The 17,814-nt window shown below is 58.0% G+C and carries 14 protein-coding genes and 1 pseudogene; 10 read left to right on the top strand and 5 right to left on the bottom strand.

Annotation, left to right across the window (positions count from 1 at the left end):
* Nucleotides 1–12: 12 nt before the first annotated feature.
* The 5 genes and pseudogenes from AABM52_RS19320 to AABM52_RS19300 form a co-directional block, all read right to left on the bottom strand.
* Nucleotides 13–476, bottom strand: a pseudogene (locus tag AABM52_RS19320) (integrase arm-type DNA-binding domain-containing protein); the annotation flags it as partial.
* 439 nt (nucleotides 477–915) lie between these two features.
* The gene (locus tag AABM52_RS19315; protein WP_347907517.1) at nucleotides 916–2,217 is read right to left on the bottom strand and encodes an MFS transporter; all 1,302 of its coding nucleotides are present in this window, start codon (nucleotides 2,215–2,217) and stop codon (nucleotides 916–918) included.
* Between the two features lie 47 nt (nucleotides 2,218–2,264).
* Entirely contained in the window at nucleotides 2,265–3,422 is a 1,158-nt protein-coding gene (gene tcuB, locus AABM52_RS19310; RefSeq protein ID WP_347907516.1) for a tricarballylate utilization 4Fe-4S protein TcuB, read from the bottom strand.
* Nucleotides 3,409–4,863, bottom strand: coding sequence for an FAD-dependent tricarballylate dehydrogenase TcuA (gene tcuA / locus AABM52_RS19305; RefSeq protein WP_347907515.1), 1,455 nt, complete (start codon nucleotides 4,861–4,863; stop codon nucleotides 3,409–3,411). The genes tcuB and tcuA overlap by 14 nt, the downstream gene beginning before the upstream one ends.
* A 168-nt stretch (nucleotides 4,864–5,031) precedes the next feature.
* Entirely contained in the window at nucleotides 5,032–5,967 is a 936-nt protein-coding gene (locus AABM52_RS19300) for a LysR substrate-binding domain-containing protein (protein ID WP_218497890.1), read from the bottom strand.
* 368 nt (nucleotides 5,968–6,335) lie between these two features.
* Between AABM52_RS19300 and AABM52_RS19295 the strand changes: the two genes are divergently transcribed.
* From AABM52_RS19295 to AABM52_RS19250, 10 genes are all read left to right on the top strand, one after another.
* On the top strand, nucleotides 6,336–7,112 hold the full coding sequence (locus AABM52_RS19295; RefSeq protein WP_347907514.1) for a transporter substrate-binding domain-containing protein: 777 nt from the start codon (nucleotides 6,336–6,338) through the stop codon (nucleotides 7,110–7,112).
* Between the two features lie 64 nt (nucleotides 7,113–7,176).
* Complete coding sequence (locus AABM52_RS19290; RefSeq protein ID WP_027923846.1) at nucleotides 7,177–7,854, top strand: amino acid ABC transporter permease; 678 nt, start codon at nucleotides 7,177–7,179, stop codon at nucleotides 7,852–7,854.
* Nucleotides 7,851–8,585: an amino acid ABC transporter ATP-binding protein gene (locus AABM52_RS19285; protein WP_347907512.1), complete on the top strand. Its 735-nt coding sequence runs from the start codon at nucleotides 7,851–7,853 to the stop codon at nucleotides 8,583–8,585. The genes AABM52_RS19290 and AABM52_RS19285 overlap by 4 nt, the downstream gene beginning before the upstream one ends.
* A gap of 20 nt (nucleotides 8,586–8,605) precedes the next feature.
* Complete coding sequence (locus tag AABM52_RS19280) at nucleotides 8,606–9,841, top strand: cysteine desulfurase-like protein (RefSeq protein WP_347907511.1); 1,236 nt, start codon at nucleotides 8,606–8,608, stop codon at nucleotides 9,839–9,841.
* Between the two features lie 36 nt (nucleotides 9,842–9,877).
* A complete protein-coding gene (locus AABM52_RS19275) occupies nucleotides 9,878–10,747 on the top strand; it encodes a MurR/RpiR family transcriptional regulator (protein ID WP_347907510.1) in 870 nt (289 codons plus the stop codon).
* Nucleotides 10,748–10,801: 54 nt separating this feature from the next.
* Nucleotides 10,802–11,698 (top strand): allantoinase PuuE, encoded by an 897-nt coding sequence (locus AABM52_RS19270; protein ID WP_347907509.1) that lies wholly within the window; start codon nucleotides 10,802–10,804, stop codon nucleotides 11,696–11,698.
* A gap of 73 nt (nucleotides 11,699–11,771) precedes the next feature.
* Nucleotides 11,772–12,905: an alanine--glyoxylate aminotransferase family protein gene (locus AABM52_RS19265; protein WP_347907508.1), complete on the top strand. Its 1,134-nt coding sequence runs from the start codon at nucleotides 11,772–11,774 to the stop codon at nucleotides 12,903–12,905.
* 110 nt (nucleotides 12,906–13,015) lie between these two features.
* Nucleotides 13,016–14,452, top strand: a complete 1,437-nt coding sequence (gene hydA, locus AABM52_RS19260) for a dihydropyrimidinase (RefSeq protein ID WP_347907507.1) — start codon at nucleotides 13,016–13,018, stop codon at nucleotides 14,450–14,452.
* Nucleotides 14,449–15,195, top strand: a complete 747-nt coding sequence (locus AABM52_RS19255; RefSeq protein ID WP_347907506.1) for a fumarylacetoacetate hydrolase family protein — start codon at nucleotides 14,449–14,451, stop codon at nucleotides 15,193–15,195. Before hydA ends, AABM52_RS19255 begins: the two co-directional genes overlap by 4 nt.
* 990 nt (nucleotides 15,196–16,185) lie before the next feature.
* Nucleotides 16,186–17,637 (top strand): DUF1254 domain-containing protein, encoded by a 1,452-nt coding sequence (locus tag AABM52_RS19250; RefSeq protein ID WP_347912657.1) that lies wholly within the window; start codon nucleotides 16,186–16,188, stop codon nucleotides 17,635–17,637.
* The last annotated feature ends 177 nt before the right edge of the window (nucleotides 17,638–17,814 follow it).

Genomic DNA, 17,814 nt, shown 5'->3' with positions numbered 1-17,814 from the left:
TCATGCGGCGTCCACACTACTGATTGACGTCTTGCTGAGTGCAGGATACAGGTCCTTGTCAAAACGGCGCAGCAGCTCGGCATTGCCGTCATTGCGCGCCCCGCCATCCAACAGCCAGGCCTTCGCCAGATCCTGGATGGTCAGCGTTTGGACCTTGCGCGTCTTTTCGTGTTTGGCCTCTACGTTAGCAGCGGCGTGTGCCTGTGCCTTGGCGGTTTTCTTGTGCTCGTTGGGATTAATCTTCTCATCGATGAGAGCTCGGGCCTGGTTGCGGGCCTCGCGGATGTCCGTTAGGGATTTGCGCGGCCAAGACCCGCAGGCGTACTCTTTGTTCCGCTCGCCCCACCGATAACGATAGAAAAGCTGACCGACACACCGTCCTTACGGATGGAGATTCGACCGGCGAGATTGCCATCCTCCCGGAGGATTCGTCCGGCATCATTGGCGGTCAGCGACTCGAGTTCTTTGATGGTGATGTTTTGGCCCTGAAACGGACTCCCCCTACTTTTACCCCCACAAAAACCTCGGCTCTTGTTGGACGTTGATGGACTCTCGTAGAGGAGAACACCGCTGGAGCTCAAGTAAATACTCGCTTGGAAAAATCCAGAGTAAAATTTTGGAGGCTTTCAAGAAGTATGAAAAAGGAGATGGGGTGCTAGGGGTCGAGTGTTCGAATCACTCCGTCCCGACCATATAATTCAAGGGGTTGCGAGATTTTATCTCGCGACCCCTTTTTATTTGTAGAGTTTTTTACCCCTACAAAATGACTGGCTCTCGGTGGAATCCCCACCTCTTTCGGAGGAGATTGGTCATTAGGCCGAGTATTATCTTGACGAAAGACAGTAATCGACCTCATGCCACTCTAATTCGGTCCCGCCGTGGATCGACGCGTGGTAAGTGTCAGCGATCAAGAAACTAAACAGTTCTGACTGCCAAACCTTTTTGCCGACGATACAGAATCGTCGTCGCCGTGAACCCGCACACCGCCGCGAACATCAGCCAATAGGCAGGTGATGCCTTGTCCCCCGTGGCCTGGACAAGCAGCGTCGAGATTGCCGGCGTAAAACCGCCAAACACCGCGGTGGCCAAACTGAAGGCCAGAGAAAACCCGACCACCCGCACGTTCTGTGGCATGACTTCGGTCAGTGCCGCGACCATGGCGCCGTTGTAAATGCCAAAGAAGAATGAGAAGTACAGCAGCACGGCGAGCAGACGTTCGAAACTCGCGGCCTCTGCCAGCCAGTGCATGGCGGGATAGGCGGTGAAGGTGCACAGCAACGATATCGCCAGCAAGAGTGGCCGCCGGCCAATGCGGTCGGAGAGGGCGCCGCCGATAGGTAGCCAGATAAAGTTGCTGATGCCGACCAGCAGTGTGACCACCAGGCTGTCGGTGGTGCTCAGGTTCAGTACTGTCCTGCCAAACGTCGGTGTGTAGACCGTAATAAGATAGAACGTGGTCGTGGTCATGGACGCCATCAAGCCGCCCGCCAGTACGGTGCGCCAGTTGTCACGCATCGAGCGAAAAACTTCGCGAGTTGTTGGACGATGGCTGCGAGCAGTGAAGGCAGCAGTTTCTTCCAGTGAGCGGCGAATAATGAAAATGAACGGGATGATCACGCAGCCAATAAAGAACGGAATACGCCATCCCCAATCGGCGATTTCTGCGGCTTGCATCGTGGCGTTGATCGTGTAGCCCAACGCGGCCGCGACGACGATTGCCACCTGTTGGCTGGCCGATTGCCAACTGGTGTAGAAACCGGTGTGACCGGGGGTGGAAATTTCCGCCAGGTACACGGAAACACCGCCCATTTCCGCGCCGGCGGAGAAGCCCTGTAGCAGCCTGCCCAACAACACCAGAATCGGTGCCGCCAGGCCGATGGCGGCATAGCCCGGCACCAGGGCGATCAATACGGTACCGGCGGCCATGATCGACAGCGTTACGATCAGTCCCTTGCGACGGCCCACCTTGTCGATGTATGCCCCCAGCACAATAGCGCCTAACGGACGCATCAGGAATCCGGAGCCGAATACCGCGAAGGTCATCATTAGCGAGGCAAACTCGCTGGTGGCTGGAAAGAAGGTCTGGGAGATGTAGGTCGCGTAGAACCCGAACAGAAAGAAGTCGAACTGCTCGAGAAAATTACCACTGGTGACCCGCAAAATGGCGCCCAATTTGGACCCCTTGGCTTGGGTTGTTGCCGTTGTCGTTTTCATCATGGCTACCGTTATGCTCACTATTGTTTTTGGAATGAGTGCTTTAACCGTCAGTCGCTGCCGGCGTTGATCGGGTTGGGTTGACGCTTCTCGATGGCGTGTTTGAGCAGCGCTGCGCTGCGGAATATTCCATGGGCGAATTTGCTGTAGGGCATGGTCAGGAAAAACGCCATGACCAGGCCTAGATGGATAGCCAACATCAAGCCCAGGGCGCTGGTTTCACGCAAAGCCAGAAGCGCCAGGCCGCTTGCGCTGACCAGGAACAGCAGTGCGATGAAGCCGCGATCCATGGGTTTTTGGTTCTCATCGCCGTGTGCAGGGTTGCGACGCAGGTTCAGCCAAAGAAGACCGGCCGGGCCGATCAGCAGGCCGATGCCACCGGCAATCCCCAACATCACCGGCAAGCTGAAGATCGGATAAGGCGCCGACCACTTCAGCAGATAGTGAAAGAGCGTGGCGACGCCGGTGGCGGCGAAGCACAGCATGAAGCCGTAGAAGGTGAGGTGGTGGAATCGGCGTCGCCACAAGGTGAATTGATCGTCAGCGTTGTTGCAGCCCTTGCCATGGCCGCCGTCCAGGTATTTGAGCTTCGCGACGTTGGCCGTAGCCTCCAATGCAGCGGACGTTTTCAACGGCAGTGGCGCTGCGACCGGTGAAACGTTGCGCCAGAAGCGCCGTACACCCATGGTCAGGGCAAGTACCGCAAAGCCGAACACTGTGCCGAACATCAGCGCCAGGGTGTTATGCGGGAAAATCTTGTAGAAGTTGCCCCCGGGAATGGCCGTGAACAGGTTGCCCATGAGCATCAGGGTCAGGCATAAAAACAAGGCCAGTCCCCCACCGGAAGCCAGCGCCAGGGTCAGGCCGTTGCGCTGATACAACCTGCCCATCACTTGCGGCCAGGCGTATTCGGCGTAAGTATCCAGGCGCACTTTGGCCATGGCTTTGGGTATGTTGACGTCGAATTCGTGTGGGGCGGCGTACTGACAGGCGTGCAGGCACGCGCCGCAGTTATGGCACAAGTTCGCCAGGTAATGGATGTCGGCCTGAGTGAATTCCAAGCGCCGGGTCATCGCCGGAAATACCGCGCAAAAGCCTTCGCAATAACGGCAGGAATTGCAGATGGTCATCTGCCGCTGGACTTCACTTTCGTCAAGATTCAAAACCGGGATCAACCCGCCCGACGCTTGGGGATCAAACAGTTGCATGTCGAGGCTCCGTGCTTGCAGATGAAACGCCAAAGCCCACCGAAGCGGCCGCCTGCACACCGGCGATGCGGCCAAACGCGGTACCGATGGCCATGCCGATGCCGGCGGTGTAGCCCTTGCCCAGAACATTGCCGGCCATCATTTCTCCCGCGACGAACAGGTTGGGGCTCGCTTTGCCGTTGAAATGCACGGCAGCGGTTTCGTCGGTGGCGAGGCCGAGGTAGGTGAACGTGACACCCGGTTTAAGCGGGTAGGCGTAGAAAGGTGGTTTCACCAATGGCCGCGCCCAATGGGTTTTGGCGGGCATCAGTCCTTGGGTGTGGCAGTCGTCCAACGCCGTGTGATCGAACGTGCCAACGCGGCAGGCGCAGTTGTAGTCCTCGACAGTCTTGACGAATTTTTCTTGAGGCAGCTTCAACTGGCGGGCAAGGTCTTGCAGAGTATTGGCGGTGGTTCCGGGAAAGACCGGCGGCATGAAGCGGCCGATGGCTTGTTGATCGATGATCGAATACGCCTGCTGACCGGGTTGTCCGGCCACCAGACGCCCCCAGATCGCATAACGTTTTGGCCAGAAATCCTCACCTTCGTCGTAGAAGCGTTCGCCATCACGATTGACCACCACACCCAGCGATACGCAGTCGATTCGGGTGCAGATGCCGCCGTCGTAGAGTGGCGCACGGGCATCAATCGCGACCATGTGTGCTTGCGTCGGATCGCCGATCACATCTGCGCCAAGGTCGAGCATGCGCCGTAGCAAAATGCCGGTGTTGAATCGGGTGCCCCGGATCAGGAAATTGTCCGATGGCCATTCACCGCGTTCGTTCTGACCCCAGGCTTCGCGCAGCCATTCACGGTTGGATTCGAAGCCGCCGGCCGCCAACACGCAGGCTCGGGCTTCAATGCGTTCGGCGGCGAAACGCTGACCATCGACCTCATGTTCGCCCACATGGGCGGCAACGAATTTCCCCTCATCCAACTCGATGTCGGTCACTTGCGTGTTGTATCGAACTTTTACACCCAGGCGCTCGGCGCTGCGGAAATACGCATTGACCAGCGCTTTGCCGCCGCCCATAAAAAATGCATTGGTCCGCGCCACGTGCAGCGCGCCGGACAGCGGTGGCTGGAAATGCACGCCGTGTGAACGCATCCAATCGCGGCAAGAAGACGATGCCCGAATGGCAATGCGTGCAAGCTTTTCATCCGTGAGGCCACCGGTAACCTTCAACAGGTCTTGCCAGTATTCTTCTTCCGGATAGGCATCGATCAGCACGTCCTGCGGTTCGTCGTGCATGCACCGCAGGTTACGGGTGTGTTGGGAGTTGCCACCGCGCCAGATTTTCGGAGAGGCTTCCAGCAGCATCACGCTGGCGCCCGCTTCTCGCGCCATCAGAGCGGCGCACAAGGCAGCATTGCCACCCCCTATGATTAAGACATCGATCATTATCGCTCCTCGATTTGCAAGGAAGCGGGAACGAAGTGCTCCTTGCGAGTGGGGAGAACGATAAGGTGGGGAAGGAGTGGCCGAAAGGCTGCTTTTGACGCGGGGTGTTTAGTTTTTCTAAAGGCCTTGTCGTCAGGAGAGACTTATGTGTCCGGGGTTGAAGGAGGATTACGCGTCTACCCCTTCTATCCACGTAGCTCCAGGCCACTGTTTGTCGACGACCAACTGTCGCGCCACATCGACGATGACCAACCGCGTTGCCAGCGCCGCCGGAGAGAGTTCGTCGTCTGCCAGCGTCGCCAGAAGATTACGCCGGCCCACATGGGGATCGGCAATCTTGATCAGTGAAAGCCCGGACCCGTCTTTCAATGCTGCGGCCGCCCCCGGTTGTATCGTTGCCGCATGACCGGCCCGAACGGCGTTCATCAAAACAGCGAGACCGTCGACTTCCATAATGACATTGGGTGTTAGCCCGACCCGCTCGAACGCGCTCATCAATGCCGAGCGCAGTCCATGTTGCGCACTGGGCATCACCAGCGGCAGGCCGCCGAGGTCCGCTAACTGCACGCTATCACCAGAAGGCGCTTGAGGCAGGCTGGGCGAGGCGATGACAAACAGCTTTTCATCCAGCAGCGGAGTCACGCTCCAGCGTTTACCCCCTTCGAGCTGGAACAGGATGGCCAGATCAATTTGCCGTGCGTTGAGCTGCGCCGCCAAGTGGCCGGAAAGCATTTCCACCAAATGCAGTTGTATGTCCGGATAACGCGCACGCATTGCGTTGATCAACGGCAACGCGAGTACCGTCGCGGTAGTCGGTGGTAAGCCGACGCTGACATAACCGCTCATTCGCCCGCGATGGGCGGCCATGATGGCATTTTCCGCCTGGCGTAGCGTCAGTTGGGCATGGTGTAGAAACGCAAATCCGGCGCTAGTGGGCGTCACGCCGGTGGAGGTTCGATTCAGGAGGCGGGTGCACAGTTCGCTTTCCAGCTTGGAGATTTGCTGACTGAGGGCTGACACACCAACGTCCAGTTCAAGTGCCGCACGCCCCAGGCTGCCAAGCTCGATGATTTTTACGAAATAGCGTAGTTGTCTCAATTCCAATGTGGCTGCTCCCCGTGAATTTGTTATTCAAATACCTGAACGGTTGCCACGCAAGTTACGAAGCCCGAAGAGGCAGCATTGTCGCAGGTTTGGGTTGACCGTTGAGCGCGTGCGCTTTGTAGAGGACTGGTAGCAGTTGGCCGTTTTCTGCCTGCCGCGAAGGCTGCTGCGCGCGGCCACCTTGGTCGGTTCTGACCGTAACTTGCCCTTTGGACGTGACGTTTAAGGAAAACTGAAGATGGATGCGGAGTAAAAAATTCACAGACAGGCGGTGTTGAAATAAATGCTCCGTTGATTTAGTCTCGATTCCACGTTGTGTGAGATCAACCGCTGTTAGCACCTAAAAAAACAAACAATCGGGAGCAAACATGAAAGCAAAAGTGATGTTGGGATTGTTCATGACGGCCGCAGTTTCACTGCCAGCCTGGGCCGCGGACTGGACCGTAGGTGCTAACGTTGGCAACGTGCCTTGGGAATTTCAGGATTCCAAAGGTGAGTTTGTCGGCTTCGAAGTCGATGTTGTAAATGAGGTGGCCAAACGCGCCGGAAAAAGCGTCGAGTTCGTCAACATTCCTTTCAACGGCCTGTTCAGTGCCGTGCAATCCAAACGCGTCGACATCGCTATTTCATCCATCACCATCACTCCGAAACGTCTGGAGTCGGTAGCCTTTGCGCAGCCTTACTTCGACAGCGACCAGTCGCTCACCACACTGACCACTTCCAAGGTCAAAAGCCTGGCCGACATGAACGACAAGGTGGTTGGTGTCGACACTGGCTCTACCGGCGACATGTGGATCGGCCAACACAAGGACGAGTACAAGTTCGCCGATGTCTCGCGTTATGAAGGGCTATCGCCGGCCATGCTCGATCTGGCTTCCGGACGAATCGATGGCTACATCAGCGACATTCCTGCGGTGCTCTACTACATCAAGGACAAGCCGCAATATTCCATCGTGGCGCGTATTCCCACCGGTGAACGCTACTCGCTGATGCACGCCAAAGGCTGGGCGATGAGCGATCAGGTCAACGACATCATCAGCAAGATGAAAGAAGACGGCACCCTCGGAAAAATCCACAAACAGTGGTTCGGCGCCGAAGCCGATAAAGACTCGAGCACCCTGAAAGTGACCGCCGTCCTCAAGTAAGCCCTGCTGCTGATGCATTTAAGTGGCGACGCCTGTTCGCCACTTGTATTGACCGAGGTATCCCATGGATCTTTTGCAGACATTCTTCAACTGGAACGTGCTCGTCGATTCGCTTCCGCTGATGATGCGCGGTTTGGGCGTGACCATTTTGCTTGGGGTGGTGAGCATTGCCCTGGGCCTGGTGGGCGGGCTGTTGCTGGCATTGCTGCGGTTGTACTCCTACGCACCTGTTCGAGCGCTTGCGCGTATCTACATCGATATCATGCGCTCTATTCCACTGCTGGTTTTACTGGTACTCATCTATTACGCGCTGCCTTTTGTCGGCATTCGACTGTCGTCTTTTGCGGCCGCTGCCAGTGCGCTCTCGCTTGTCTCCTGCGCCTACAGTGCGGAGATTTTTCGTTCGGGCATCGAGGCCATTCCCCGTGGCCAGTTCGAAGCATCGGCCTCTCAAGGCATGAGTTTCTTCAATACCATGCGTGACGTCGTTTTACCCCAGGCCATCCGCATCGTAATGCCCCCTATGACCAGCAACTGCATCAACGTCATGAAAGACACGGCGCTCGCTTCAGTCGTCGCCATGCCCGACTTGTTGAAGCAGGCAACCCAGGCACAGGCACTGGCTGCCAATCCGACGCCACTGGTGGGCGCAGCCTTGCTGTACCTGTTGTTATTGCTGCCGCTGGTACAAATGGTCAGCTGGGTTGAACGTCGTAACGCCTCTGGAGGAAAAACCGCATGAGTACGTTGATTGACATCGAAAAGCTCGACAAGTACTACGGCAGCTTCAAGGCGTTAAGCAATATCAATTTGCAGGTTGAAGAGGGTGAAGTGGTGGTCATTCTTGGCCCGTCCGGTTCGGGAAAATCGACCTTGATTCGCTGCATCAATCTGCTTGAAGACTACCAGCAGGGCGATATTCGCGTGGGGGGGGAGCGGGTTGAAAACGGTCCGCGACTGAGCGCCATCCGTAGTGAAGTAGGTATGGTGTTTCAGAGCTTCAACCTCTATCCACACCTCACTGTTCTCGACAACGTGTCGCTGGCGCCGATCCGTGTTCGCGGGCTGAGTCGGCGTGATGCTCACGCCAGGGCCAAGGAACTATTGGTGAAGGTCGGCATGGGCGATCACGCTCATAAATACCCGAGCCAATTGTCTGGCGGCCAACAGCAGCGTGTTGCTATTGCCCGCACCATGGCCATGGAACCTCGCGCAATTCTGTTCGACGAACCGACTTCGGCACTGGACCCGGAAATGGTTGGCGAAGTACTCGATGTCATGCAGAACCTTGCTCGCTCCGGCGTCACGATGGTCGTGGTGACTCACGAAATGGGTTTTGCCCGTCGGGTCGCCGACCGGGTGATCTTCATGGAAAGCGGACGCATTGTTGAGCAGAACATCCCTGAACCCTTTTTTACCGCACCTAAGGAACCTCGCACACAAGCGTTCCTGCAGGCCATCTTGCACCATTGACTCAGGCTGGAGAAAGTAGAGTGAATCCTCTCGATATCGATTTTGTTCGCAAGCAGTTTCCAGCTCTGGCCGATGGTTATGCCTACATGGATAACGCCGGAGGTTCGATGGTACTGAACACCGTGGCCGAGCGGGTCTGTGATTACCTGCTGAACAACAGTGTGCAATTGGGGGCGTCCTACAAACCTTCCGTTGTCGCTGGCGAGCGAGTGATGCAGGCGCGCCACTCGGTCATGCAGTTGATCAACGCCGAGCACCCCGAAGAAGTGATCATGGGCGGCTCGACCACCCACTTGTTGCAAATACTGTGTCGCGCCATCGCCCCGTCAATCGTTCCAGGCGATGAAATCATCGTCACCAATTGCGATCATGAGGCCAACATCGGACCCTGGGTCAAGCTTTGCGAAAGCCGTGGGGCGACCTTGCGCGTGTGGCAGGTCAATCTCGACAGTTGTGAGCTGGAGCTGGATGACCTGCAGGTCTTGCTCAATGACAAAACCCGTTATGTGGCCATGACCCACACCTCGAATATTCTCGGCTCGGTCAATCCTGTCGCCGAAGTTGCGCGGCGTGTCCATGCGGTGGGTGCGAAACTGTGCGTGGACGCCGTCGCTTATGCGCCACACCGTTTGGTGGATGTGCAGGCGAGCGGCGCCGACTTCTACGTCTATAGCTTCTATAAAACGTTCGGCCCGCACTTTGCCGTGCTCTGGGGACGTCGCTATCTGTTGCTGGAATTGCCGAGCCTTAACCACTTCTTTATCGGTCAGGATGTGGTGCCTTACAAATTGCAGCCGGGCAACGTCAACTACGAGTTGTCATTCGGTTGCATCGGCATTACCGACTATTTGCTCGACATCAGCACCCGGCTTGGAGCGCAAGGCAGCGAGCGCGAGTGCATGCAGGCTGCGTTCGATGCCTTCGAGGTGCAGGAAGATTTGCTCGCCGAGCGTCTGCTGGAATTTTTGCGGCAGCGCGAAGGCGTTCGGATCATTGGCAAAGCGGATACGCGAAATCGAGTGCCAACGATCAGTTTCGTGGTGGATGGCGTTCAGTCAGAGGCTATTGTGCGCAGGGTCGATGAGCACCGGATTGGCATTCGTTTTGGTGACTTCTATGCAAGGCGACTTATCGAAGCCCTTGGGCTTGATCAGTTTGGCGGGGTCGTGCGGGTGTCGTTGGCGCATTACAACACGCTGGAAGAAGTCGACCGCCTCATCACTGCGCTGGATCAAGCCATCAATGCGTTGCGTTGACCGGCGTACACACTTCTAATTTTACGAGCCTTCATTATGGCCTTACCTGAAACCCTTGCAGAGCTGCGTGACTGTATCGCGGCCCAGCACGAAAAACTGACAGGTCGCCTGCGCGATGCTGCCCGATTCCTGATCGACAACCCGCATGAGATTGCACTCAATACGGTGGCCGAACTGGGTAAGCGCTCAAGCATTGCGCCTTCAGCCTATATTCGGCTGGCTCAGGCCCTTGGCTTTGCAGGTTTCAAGGATTTGCAGCGCCTTTTCCGAGCACCGCTGCAACAGGCTGCCGACACCCACAGCGAACGTATTCGGCACTATGGCGGTGAGACATTGCTGGAGGACCCGAGTGACGTCGGCGGGATTCTGCGTGAGTTCAGCCAGGCCAATATCGTTTCTCTGGAGCATCTGGCGGAGGGCGGTGAACAGGCCAATATCGAAGCGGCTATCGCCCACTTGCAAGTCGCTCGGACCACCTTCGTCATCGGCATGCGCCGCGCTTTTCCGGTGGCGGCGTACCTCAGTTATGCATTGAGCCGCGTCGGTCAGCGCACCGTGCACATCAGCGGCGCAGGCGGCACGTTGCACGAACAGGTCAGTGCCATTGCCGATGATGATCTGTTGATCGCCGTCAGCTTTCCGCCGTACGCCCATGACACTGTTGAGGCCTGCCGTCAGGCGAGGGAAGCGGGGGTGACGCTGGTTGCGATCACTGACAGCGTTCTGAGCCCGATCGGGCAGATGGCCGATACGGTCATTGAGGTCAACGACGCCGAGTTACTGGGCTTTCGTTCGCTCACGGCTTCGTTCTGCATTGCACAAACCCTAGCCATGGGGCTGGCCTTCAGCGAGTGGCAATCGGACAGCACCTTCAGCCATGACCGGCTGAAAGATATCGACTGCTAAGTCTCTACTTTCGCCACGTACTTATTTAACCAGTCACTTCAGGAGAATATCCCGATGGTTTCACCTGCACGCGATTTAGTGGGTTACGGTAGACAACGCCCGCAAGGCACCTGGCCGAATGGCGCACGTTTGGCCATCAGCCTGGTGATCAACTACGAAGAAGGCTCCGAGCGCTCGCTCGCCATGGGCGACCCGGACCAGGAATCAATGACCGAATGGGGCAGCTATTCAATACCCGACGGCACACGCAATCTCGCGATGGAATCGATGTACGAGTACGGCTCGCGCGTGGGGATCTGGCGAATTCTGGATATTCTCGATCAGCAATCGGTTCGGGCGACGTTTCATGCTTGCGCAGTGGCCTTTGAGCAGAACCCTGATGTTGCACGCGCTGCAGTCGCAGGTGGTCATGAAATTTGCAGTCACGGGTATCGCTGGGAGGAAGTGTTTCGCCTGACTGAAGAGCAGGAGCGTGAACACATGCGCTTGGCCATCGAATCATTCGAACGTACCTGTGGCAAGCGTCCCGTTGGCTGGTATTGCCGGTATGGCGCCAGCGTCAACACCCGCCGACTGGTCGCGCAAGAGGGCGGCTTTCTCTACGATTCCGATGCCTACAACGACGATGTTCCCTACTTTGTCGAGGTTGAGGGGCAGCGTCACCTCGTGGTGCCTTATACCGCCGACGTGAACGATTTTCGCTACTGGAACTCGCCGGGGTTATCCCAGGCATCTGACTTTTTCGAGTACATGAAAGAAAGCTTTGAGGTCCTTTATGAGGAGTCGGCTGAAGGACCCCGCATGATGTCGATTGGACTGCACCCACGTATGGTGGGCCGTCCCGGGCGGGTCAGGGCGATCAAGCAATTCATCGAGTATGCCAAGCAACAAGGCGGTGTCTGGTTTGCTACGCGCGAAGAAATCGCCCGTGCCTGGCTTGAACGAACTTGATTGCGTGGCAATCATTGGCCAAGGCTTAGGGTTAAGTCGATACCACTGACATCTCTGCCAAAGGAGTCACCCCATGTCAAAGCTATATCCCAGTATCGATCCTGAGGGGCTGGTTGAGTACTCAGTGGTCTACACCGACCGCTCGCTCAACCACATGTCGCAGTCATTTCAAGGCGTGATGAAGAACATTTCCAGGACGCTGAAACAGGTCTACAACGCCCAGGCTGTTGCGGTGGTCCCGGGCAGTGGCACATTCGGCATGGAAGCGGTGGCGCGACAGTTTGCCACCGACCAGCAATGCCTGGTGATACGCAACGGCTGGTTCAGTTATCGCTGGAGCCAGATCCTTGAGATGGGCAACATCCCGGCGGCCACCACGGTGCTGAAAGCCCGACCGGTCGACACCGGTCGCCAGGCTGCCTACGCCCCACCCCCTCTGGACGAAGTGCTGGCAGCCATTGCGGCTTCGAGGCCGCAGATTGTCTTCTCCCCCCACGTTGAAACCTCATCAGGAATTATCCTGCCCGACGACTACCTGCGGGCCGTCGGCGACGCCGTGCATGCGGTCGGTGGCCTGTTGGTGCTGGACTGCATCGCCTCAGGCACGATTTGGGTCGATATGCACAAATGCGCAGTCGACCTGCTGATCAGCGCACCGCAGAAAGGCTGGAGCGCCTCCCCGTGCTGCGCCCTGGTGATGTTCAGTGCTTTGGCCCTCGAGCGCATCGAGCAGACGCATAGCAGCAGCTTCGCCTGCGACCTGAAAAAGTGGCTTCAGATCATGCAGGCCTACGAACAGGGCGGACATGCCTACCATGCGACCATGCCCAGCGATTCCCTCGCGCGGTTTAACGAAGTGATGAAAGAGACGCAAGCCTACGGTTTCGACAAGGTCCGCGGCGAACAACAGGCTCTGGGCGATCGGGTGCGCGCAATGTTGACCGGCAAAGGCATCAAAAGCGTGGCCGCAGCCGGCTTTCAGGCCCCTGGCGTAGTGGTGAGCTACACCGATGATGCTGACATCAAGAGCGGTAAGAAATTTGCCAGCCACGGCCTACAGATCGCCGCCGGAGTGCCGTTGCAATGCGACGAGCCGGCCGACTTCCAGACCTTCCGCATCGGTCTGTTCGGACTCGAAAAGCTGCACAATATCGAGCGCACGGTCAGCACCCTCGAGCAGGCACTGGACGAGGTGATGGTTAACTAAGCCGGTATTCGACACCGTTACCACAGTGGTCTGGGACATGTTGAAAACCACGAGCGTAGACACGCGCCGCCTGACCGGCTGGGGCCGGTTACTTCTGGAAGAGGCCTGATATGCAACCTTTTGATACGGTGATTCGCAACGCCCGCGTGGTAACCGCCGCGGACACGTTCACCAGCGATATCGGTATTCGTGATGGGCGCATCGTCTCCCTTGGCCTGGACCTGACGCAAGGTCACCAGGAAATCGACGCGGCAGGCCGGCATGTCACCCCCGGTGGCATCGACAGCCACGTGCACCTCGACCAGCCGACTGGCGACGGCTCGGTGATGGCCGATGACTTCTTCAGCGGCACGGTCTCGGCGGCCTGCGGCGGCACCACCACCGTCATCCCGTTCGCCTGCCAGCAGAAGGGCGAAAGCCTGCGCTCTGCCGTCGATGACTACCATCGTCGGGCAGGTAACAAGCCGGTGATCGATTATGCCTTCCACCTGATCGTCACCGACCCCACCCCGCAGGTGCTGCGTGAAGAACTGCCGGCCTTGATTGCTGAAGGCTATACATCGTTCAAGATCTACATGACCTACGATGCGCTGAAGCTGGGCGACCGGGAGATTCTCGAGACGTTGTCGGTCGCGCGCCGTGAGGGCGCCATGGTGATGCTCCACGCCGAGAACAGCGATTGCATCGCCTGGCTTACCGAGCGACTACTGGCGGCCGGGCTGACTGCGCCGCGCTACCACACCGCGTCGCGGCCGATGCTGGTGGAGCGCGAAGCGACCCATCGTGCCATCGCCCTTGCCGAGCTGGTGGACGTGCCGATCCTGATCGTGCATGTGTCGGGTCGCGAGGCCGTGGAGCAGATTCGTTGGGCCCAGAGCCAGGGGTTGAAGGTGTACGCCGAAACCTGCCCGCAGTACCTGTTCCTGACCGCCGACTCGCTGGGGTGTGACGACAGCTTCGAAGGTGCCAAGTGCATCTGCAGCCCGCCGCCGCGCGATGCCGCAAACCAGCAGGTGATCTGGGATGGCCTGGAGAACGGCTCGTTCGAGATTTTCTCGTCAGACCACGCACCCTTTCGCTTCGATGGCCCGAATGGCAAGAAGGCCCACGGTGAAGAGGTGTCGTTCGACCAGATCGCCAACGGCATTCCCGGTGTCGAAACCCGCATGGCACTGCTCTGGTCCGAAGGCGTGCGCAGTGGGCGCATCACCGCGCAAAGCTTTGTTGCGCTGACCTCAACTAATGCCGCCAAGATGTATGGGTTGTATCCGCGCAAGGGCAGCATCGCTATTGGTGCTGATGCCGACCTGGTGATCTGGAACGAAGGTGAGGCGGTGCACCTGTGCAACGAAATGCTGCACCACAACGTCGATTACACGCCTTACACCGGCATGACGCTGAGCGCCTGGCCGGCCATGACCCTGTCTCGCGGTGAGGTGGTCTGGGACGGCGAGCCGCGCGCTGAGGCTGGTCGCGGCCGGTTTCTGCCGTGCGAGCGCCCGGCGCCCGCGCAACTGCGCCGACGTAAGACTGAGTTGGCATTGTGAGTGCGGTCGCGCAGGTGGCCGCCATCCTGATTCGGGGTTGGCGTGAGGGGCGCCAACAACCGTTGCCAACCCTGGAACTGGCTAGCGAAGCCGAAGCCTATGCCGTGCAGCACCAGGTAGCGGATGCCCTCGGCTGGTTCGCCTCCGGGCCGCCAGTGGCCTGGAAACTGGGCGGCGCTCCGGGAGGGCTGATCAGCGCCGCCGGGGTACCGGCAATGGCGGTACACCCATCGGGTTGGCAGGTTCCGCCGGGCGATGCCTTCGGTTTCGGGATCGAGGGAGAACTGATCGTGCGCCTGTCGCGCGACCTCGACCAGCACACTGACCTGGCCATGGCCTGTGCGGCGGTCGATGTGTGGATGCCGGGCATCGAACTGTGTGGCACGCGCTGGCTGCAGGGCGATCAGGCCGCGCCACTGCTTCGGCTGGCCGACCAGCAACTCAACCGCGCGCTGGTACTCGGGGCACCGCAAACGCTGGGGGAAATGCCGGTTTGGTCAAGACAACAGGTGGCGTTGCGGGTGGCCGGGGTGCCTGAATTCGTCGGCGTTGGCAGCCATCCATTCGGTGAACCGCTGAGTTCGCTGCCGTGGCTGGCGCGTCACGCTGCAGCACTGGGCAGCCCCTTGCGAGCCGGTGACCTAGTGGCTTGTGGTAGCTGGACCGGTATCTACTGGGCGTCGGCCGGGGTGCAAGTGGAAGTTGAGTTTGCCGGGATAGGACGGGTTGCCTTGTCGACTTGATGCGTTTCAAAGGCTTGCTGATTTTCAGTTTACAGAGCCAGGCGGCGCATTGCTCCTGCTTAAAAGGCGTGGGCTTTTGAGGTTAGCCTCTGGGCACTCCCTCAGGCTCCTCTCCCTACGTTGGCTTGCAAGTTGGAAGCGTTCTGCAAGACACCACGCTGTTAGAGATACGCCAGCGGCCATTCCAATCAGTCAGATCCTCGTTCGCCGTCATAGCCAACATCTCAGCTCTTTAGTTTTACAAGCGGTTGATTGCCGCGCAGCAGAGGTTCAGCTATGCGCTCCACTTTACCTTTCGTTGCTTCTCTCGCTACCGGCCAAATGCTATCTGCCACGTCAGACTGAAATCGACCCGAGTCGCTGACTACGGATTGAGAAAGAAATCGGCATAAGAGGCGGGCGCCAGTACGGATTAGCTGAACATTGAACCTTCGTTTTTACAGCCATTTGTGAAGGGCTGCTAATGGCTGTCACGAAGGGGGGGGCGACCCATAGCGGTCTTTGGCGGACCTCAAGAGTTAATCTCTGACTATCCGCTTTTTGGCTGCTGATCACGATTGGCTGTTCTCGAAGCCAAATGGTCCGTAACGGCGGCGCGTAAATATTACGGAACTGAATCTGAGCTGCTCAGCTGCGCAAGGGGATGCTGGCCTATTGTGATCTACACTCCCTGAGCTGTGAGTAGACGCTTCGCCACAAGATTTACTCAGTCGCTAAGTAAAGAGATAGACCTGAGTTTCAGTGAGTCGCGGTCTGGGTGGGGGCATGCCTGTCGATCAGCAAAAAACCTTGTCTGGCAATCGTGTATCAGGCTAGTTCGACAACACCAGGATTGAAGCCCTGATCGCCCACACGACCTGGCACTACTGAAAAAGTCGGGAGGGTTTCAAGCATTCAAATTATTTCACCGTGGCCATGAACGCCCACGGTGCCAGCTTGCTCAAAACTAACGAGGTGGAAATGAACAGGAAGTCAAACCGGGGCTGGACAATGGCTGCGGCACTCGTCGTCGTAGGTTCAACGCTTTTTGCGGGGTGTGCGAGCAAGAACGATCCGATCACGCAGGCAGACAAGACGGATGTGACCAAGGGCGTACCCGCGCCGAGTCTCGAGCAGACCAAGGCGATCGCCGAGGAAGGCTTTATTTACGGCTTACCGCTGGTCATGAACTACGCCGTAATGCACGAATATGCTGTGGACAAGGGCGGCCCGCAATACAAGGCGCCGTTCAACCAGATCAAGAACGAGCCTCGCGTCTACACCTACCAAGACACGGCCATCATCACTCCGAACAGCGACACCCCGTACTCGTTTGTCTGGCTGGACCTGCGCGCGGAACCGATGGTGATCTCGGTGCCGGCAGTGGACAAGCGGCGTTATTACTCGGTGCAGATGATCGACGGCAACACTTACAACTACGGTTACATCGGCAGCCGTGCCACCGGCAACGAGCCAGGCCAATACATGGTGGTCGGTCCCGATTGGAAAGGCGCGCCCCCTCCCGGTATCAAAAAAGTCTTCACCTCGACCACTCCCTTCGCCGTGAGCGCCATTCGGACTCAGCTCTACAATGCCAAGGACATGCCGAATGTCGAGAAGGTGCAAGCGGGCTACAAGGTCCAGCCGCTGTCCGCCTTCCTCCATCAACCCGCGCCGCCCACTGCGCCGAAGATTGATTTCGTGCCGGCTACGACGGAAGGCATCAAGGCCAACTTCTTCGAGTACCTGTCGGCCGCGATGGAGTATGTGCCGCCATCGGCTGACGACCAGGAGATCCGGGCCAAGCTGGCGAGCATTGGGGTGGGACCCGGTCGCACCTTCGAATTTAAGGACCTCTCGCTCGAGCACAAGGCCGTGGTCTTGCTCGGGATGAAGGCCGGTGACGAGAAGGTCGACAAGTTCCTCGCGAGCGGGACGAAGATAATCAACGGCTGGAACGTAGGCGCGTACTTCGGCGACCAAACGTTCTACAAGGCCGACTGGCTGAAGCGTGCCGGTGCCGCGAAAGGCGGCCTCTACGGTAACGACGCCGTCGAGGCGATGTATCCCAACACGCGCACCGACGGCACCGGCCAGACGCTGGATACCAGCAAGCGCAAGTACACGCTGACTTTCCCGGCCGGAAAACTGCCGCCAGTTAATGCCTTCTGGTCGGTGACCATGTACGACGGCAAGAGCCAGCTGCTGATCAAGAATCCGCTCAACCGTTACCTGATCAACTCGCCGATGCTGTCGGCGATGAAGAAAAACACGGATGGTTCACTGACGCTGTACATTCAGAAAGATTCCCCCGGCAAGGCTAAGGAAGCCAACTGGTTGCCCGCGCCCGACGACACGGTCTTTCTGGTAATGCGCCTCTACTGGCCAAAGACCGCACCGCCTTCGATTCTTCCCGCTGGCGACGGCAGCTGGCAGCCACCGGCACTGGTGGTCACGAAGTAAATCTTGCGGCCCATTGCTGACACTCGCCGTAGGTCGGTGTCGGCTTGTGCTGCCTTTTTGCCAATAGCAGCCAATCATCAAGGGCTGCTATTGGCCGATCTCTGCCGGTGATGAAGCCGAAATCAAGCTGAAGAACGTGCTTGGCGATGTTTGGGCAACTATGAGGACTCCACGCTA

The organism is Pseudomonas grandcourensis (assembly GCF_039909015.1).
Lineage (GTDB): Bacteria > Pseudomonadota > Gammaproteobacteria > Pseudomonadales > Pseudomonadaceae > Aquipseudomonas > Aquipseudomonas grandcourensis.
Note: the sequence above shows the minus strand (reverse complement) of the source record. Positions and strands in the feature narration are given on the sequence as shown.

Bases quoted from the DNA above. Each gene is read 5' to 3' on its own strand.
- AABM52_RS19315 (WP_347907517.1), bottom strand. From the start codon at position 2,217: ATGATGAAAACGACAACGGCAACAACCCAAGCCAAGGGGTCCAAATTG.
- tcuB (WP_347907516.1), bottom strand. From the start codon at position 3,422: ATGCAACTGTTTGATCCCCAAGCGTCGGGCGGGTTGATCCCGGTTTTG.
- tcuA (WP_347907515.1), bottom strand. From the start codon at position 4,863: ATGATCGATGTCTTAATCATAGGGGGTGGCAATGCTGCCTTGTGCGCC.
- AABM52_RS19295 (WP_347907514.1), top strand. From the start codon at position 6,336: ATGAAAGCAAAAGTGATGTTGGGATTGTTCATGACGGCCGCAGTTTCA.
- AABM52_RS19290 (WP_027923846.1), top strand. From the start codon at position 7,177: ATGGATCTTTTGCAGACATTCTTCAACTGGAACGTGCTCGTCGATTCG.
- AABM52_RS19285 (WP_347907512.1), top strand. From the start codon at position 7,851: ATGAGTACGTTGATTGACATCGAAAAGCTCGACAAGTACTACGGCAGC.
- AABM52_RS19275 (WP_347907510.1), top strand. From the start codon at position 9,878: ATGGCCTTACCTGAAACCCTTGCAGAGCTGCGTGACTGTATCGCGGCC.
- AABM52_RS19270 (WP_347907509.1), top strand. From the start codon at position 10,802: ATGGTTTCACCTGCACGCGATTTAGTGGGTTACGGTAGACAACGCCCG.
- AABM52_RS19265 (WP_347907508.1), top strand. From the start codon at position 11,772: ATGTCAAAGCTATATCCCAGTATCGATCCTGAGGGGCTGGTTGAGTAC.
- hydA (WP_347907507.1), top strand. From the start codon at position 13,016: ATGCAACCTTTTGATACGGTGATTCGCAACGCCCGCGTGGTAACCGCC.
- AABM52_RS19250 (WP_347912657.1), top strand. From the start codon at position 16,186: ATGGCTGCGGCACTCGTCGTCGTAGGTTCAACGCTTTTTGCGGGGTGT.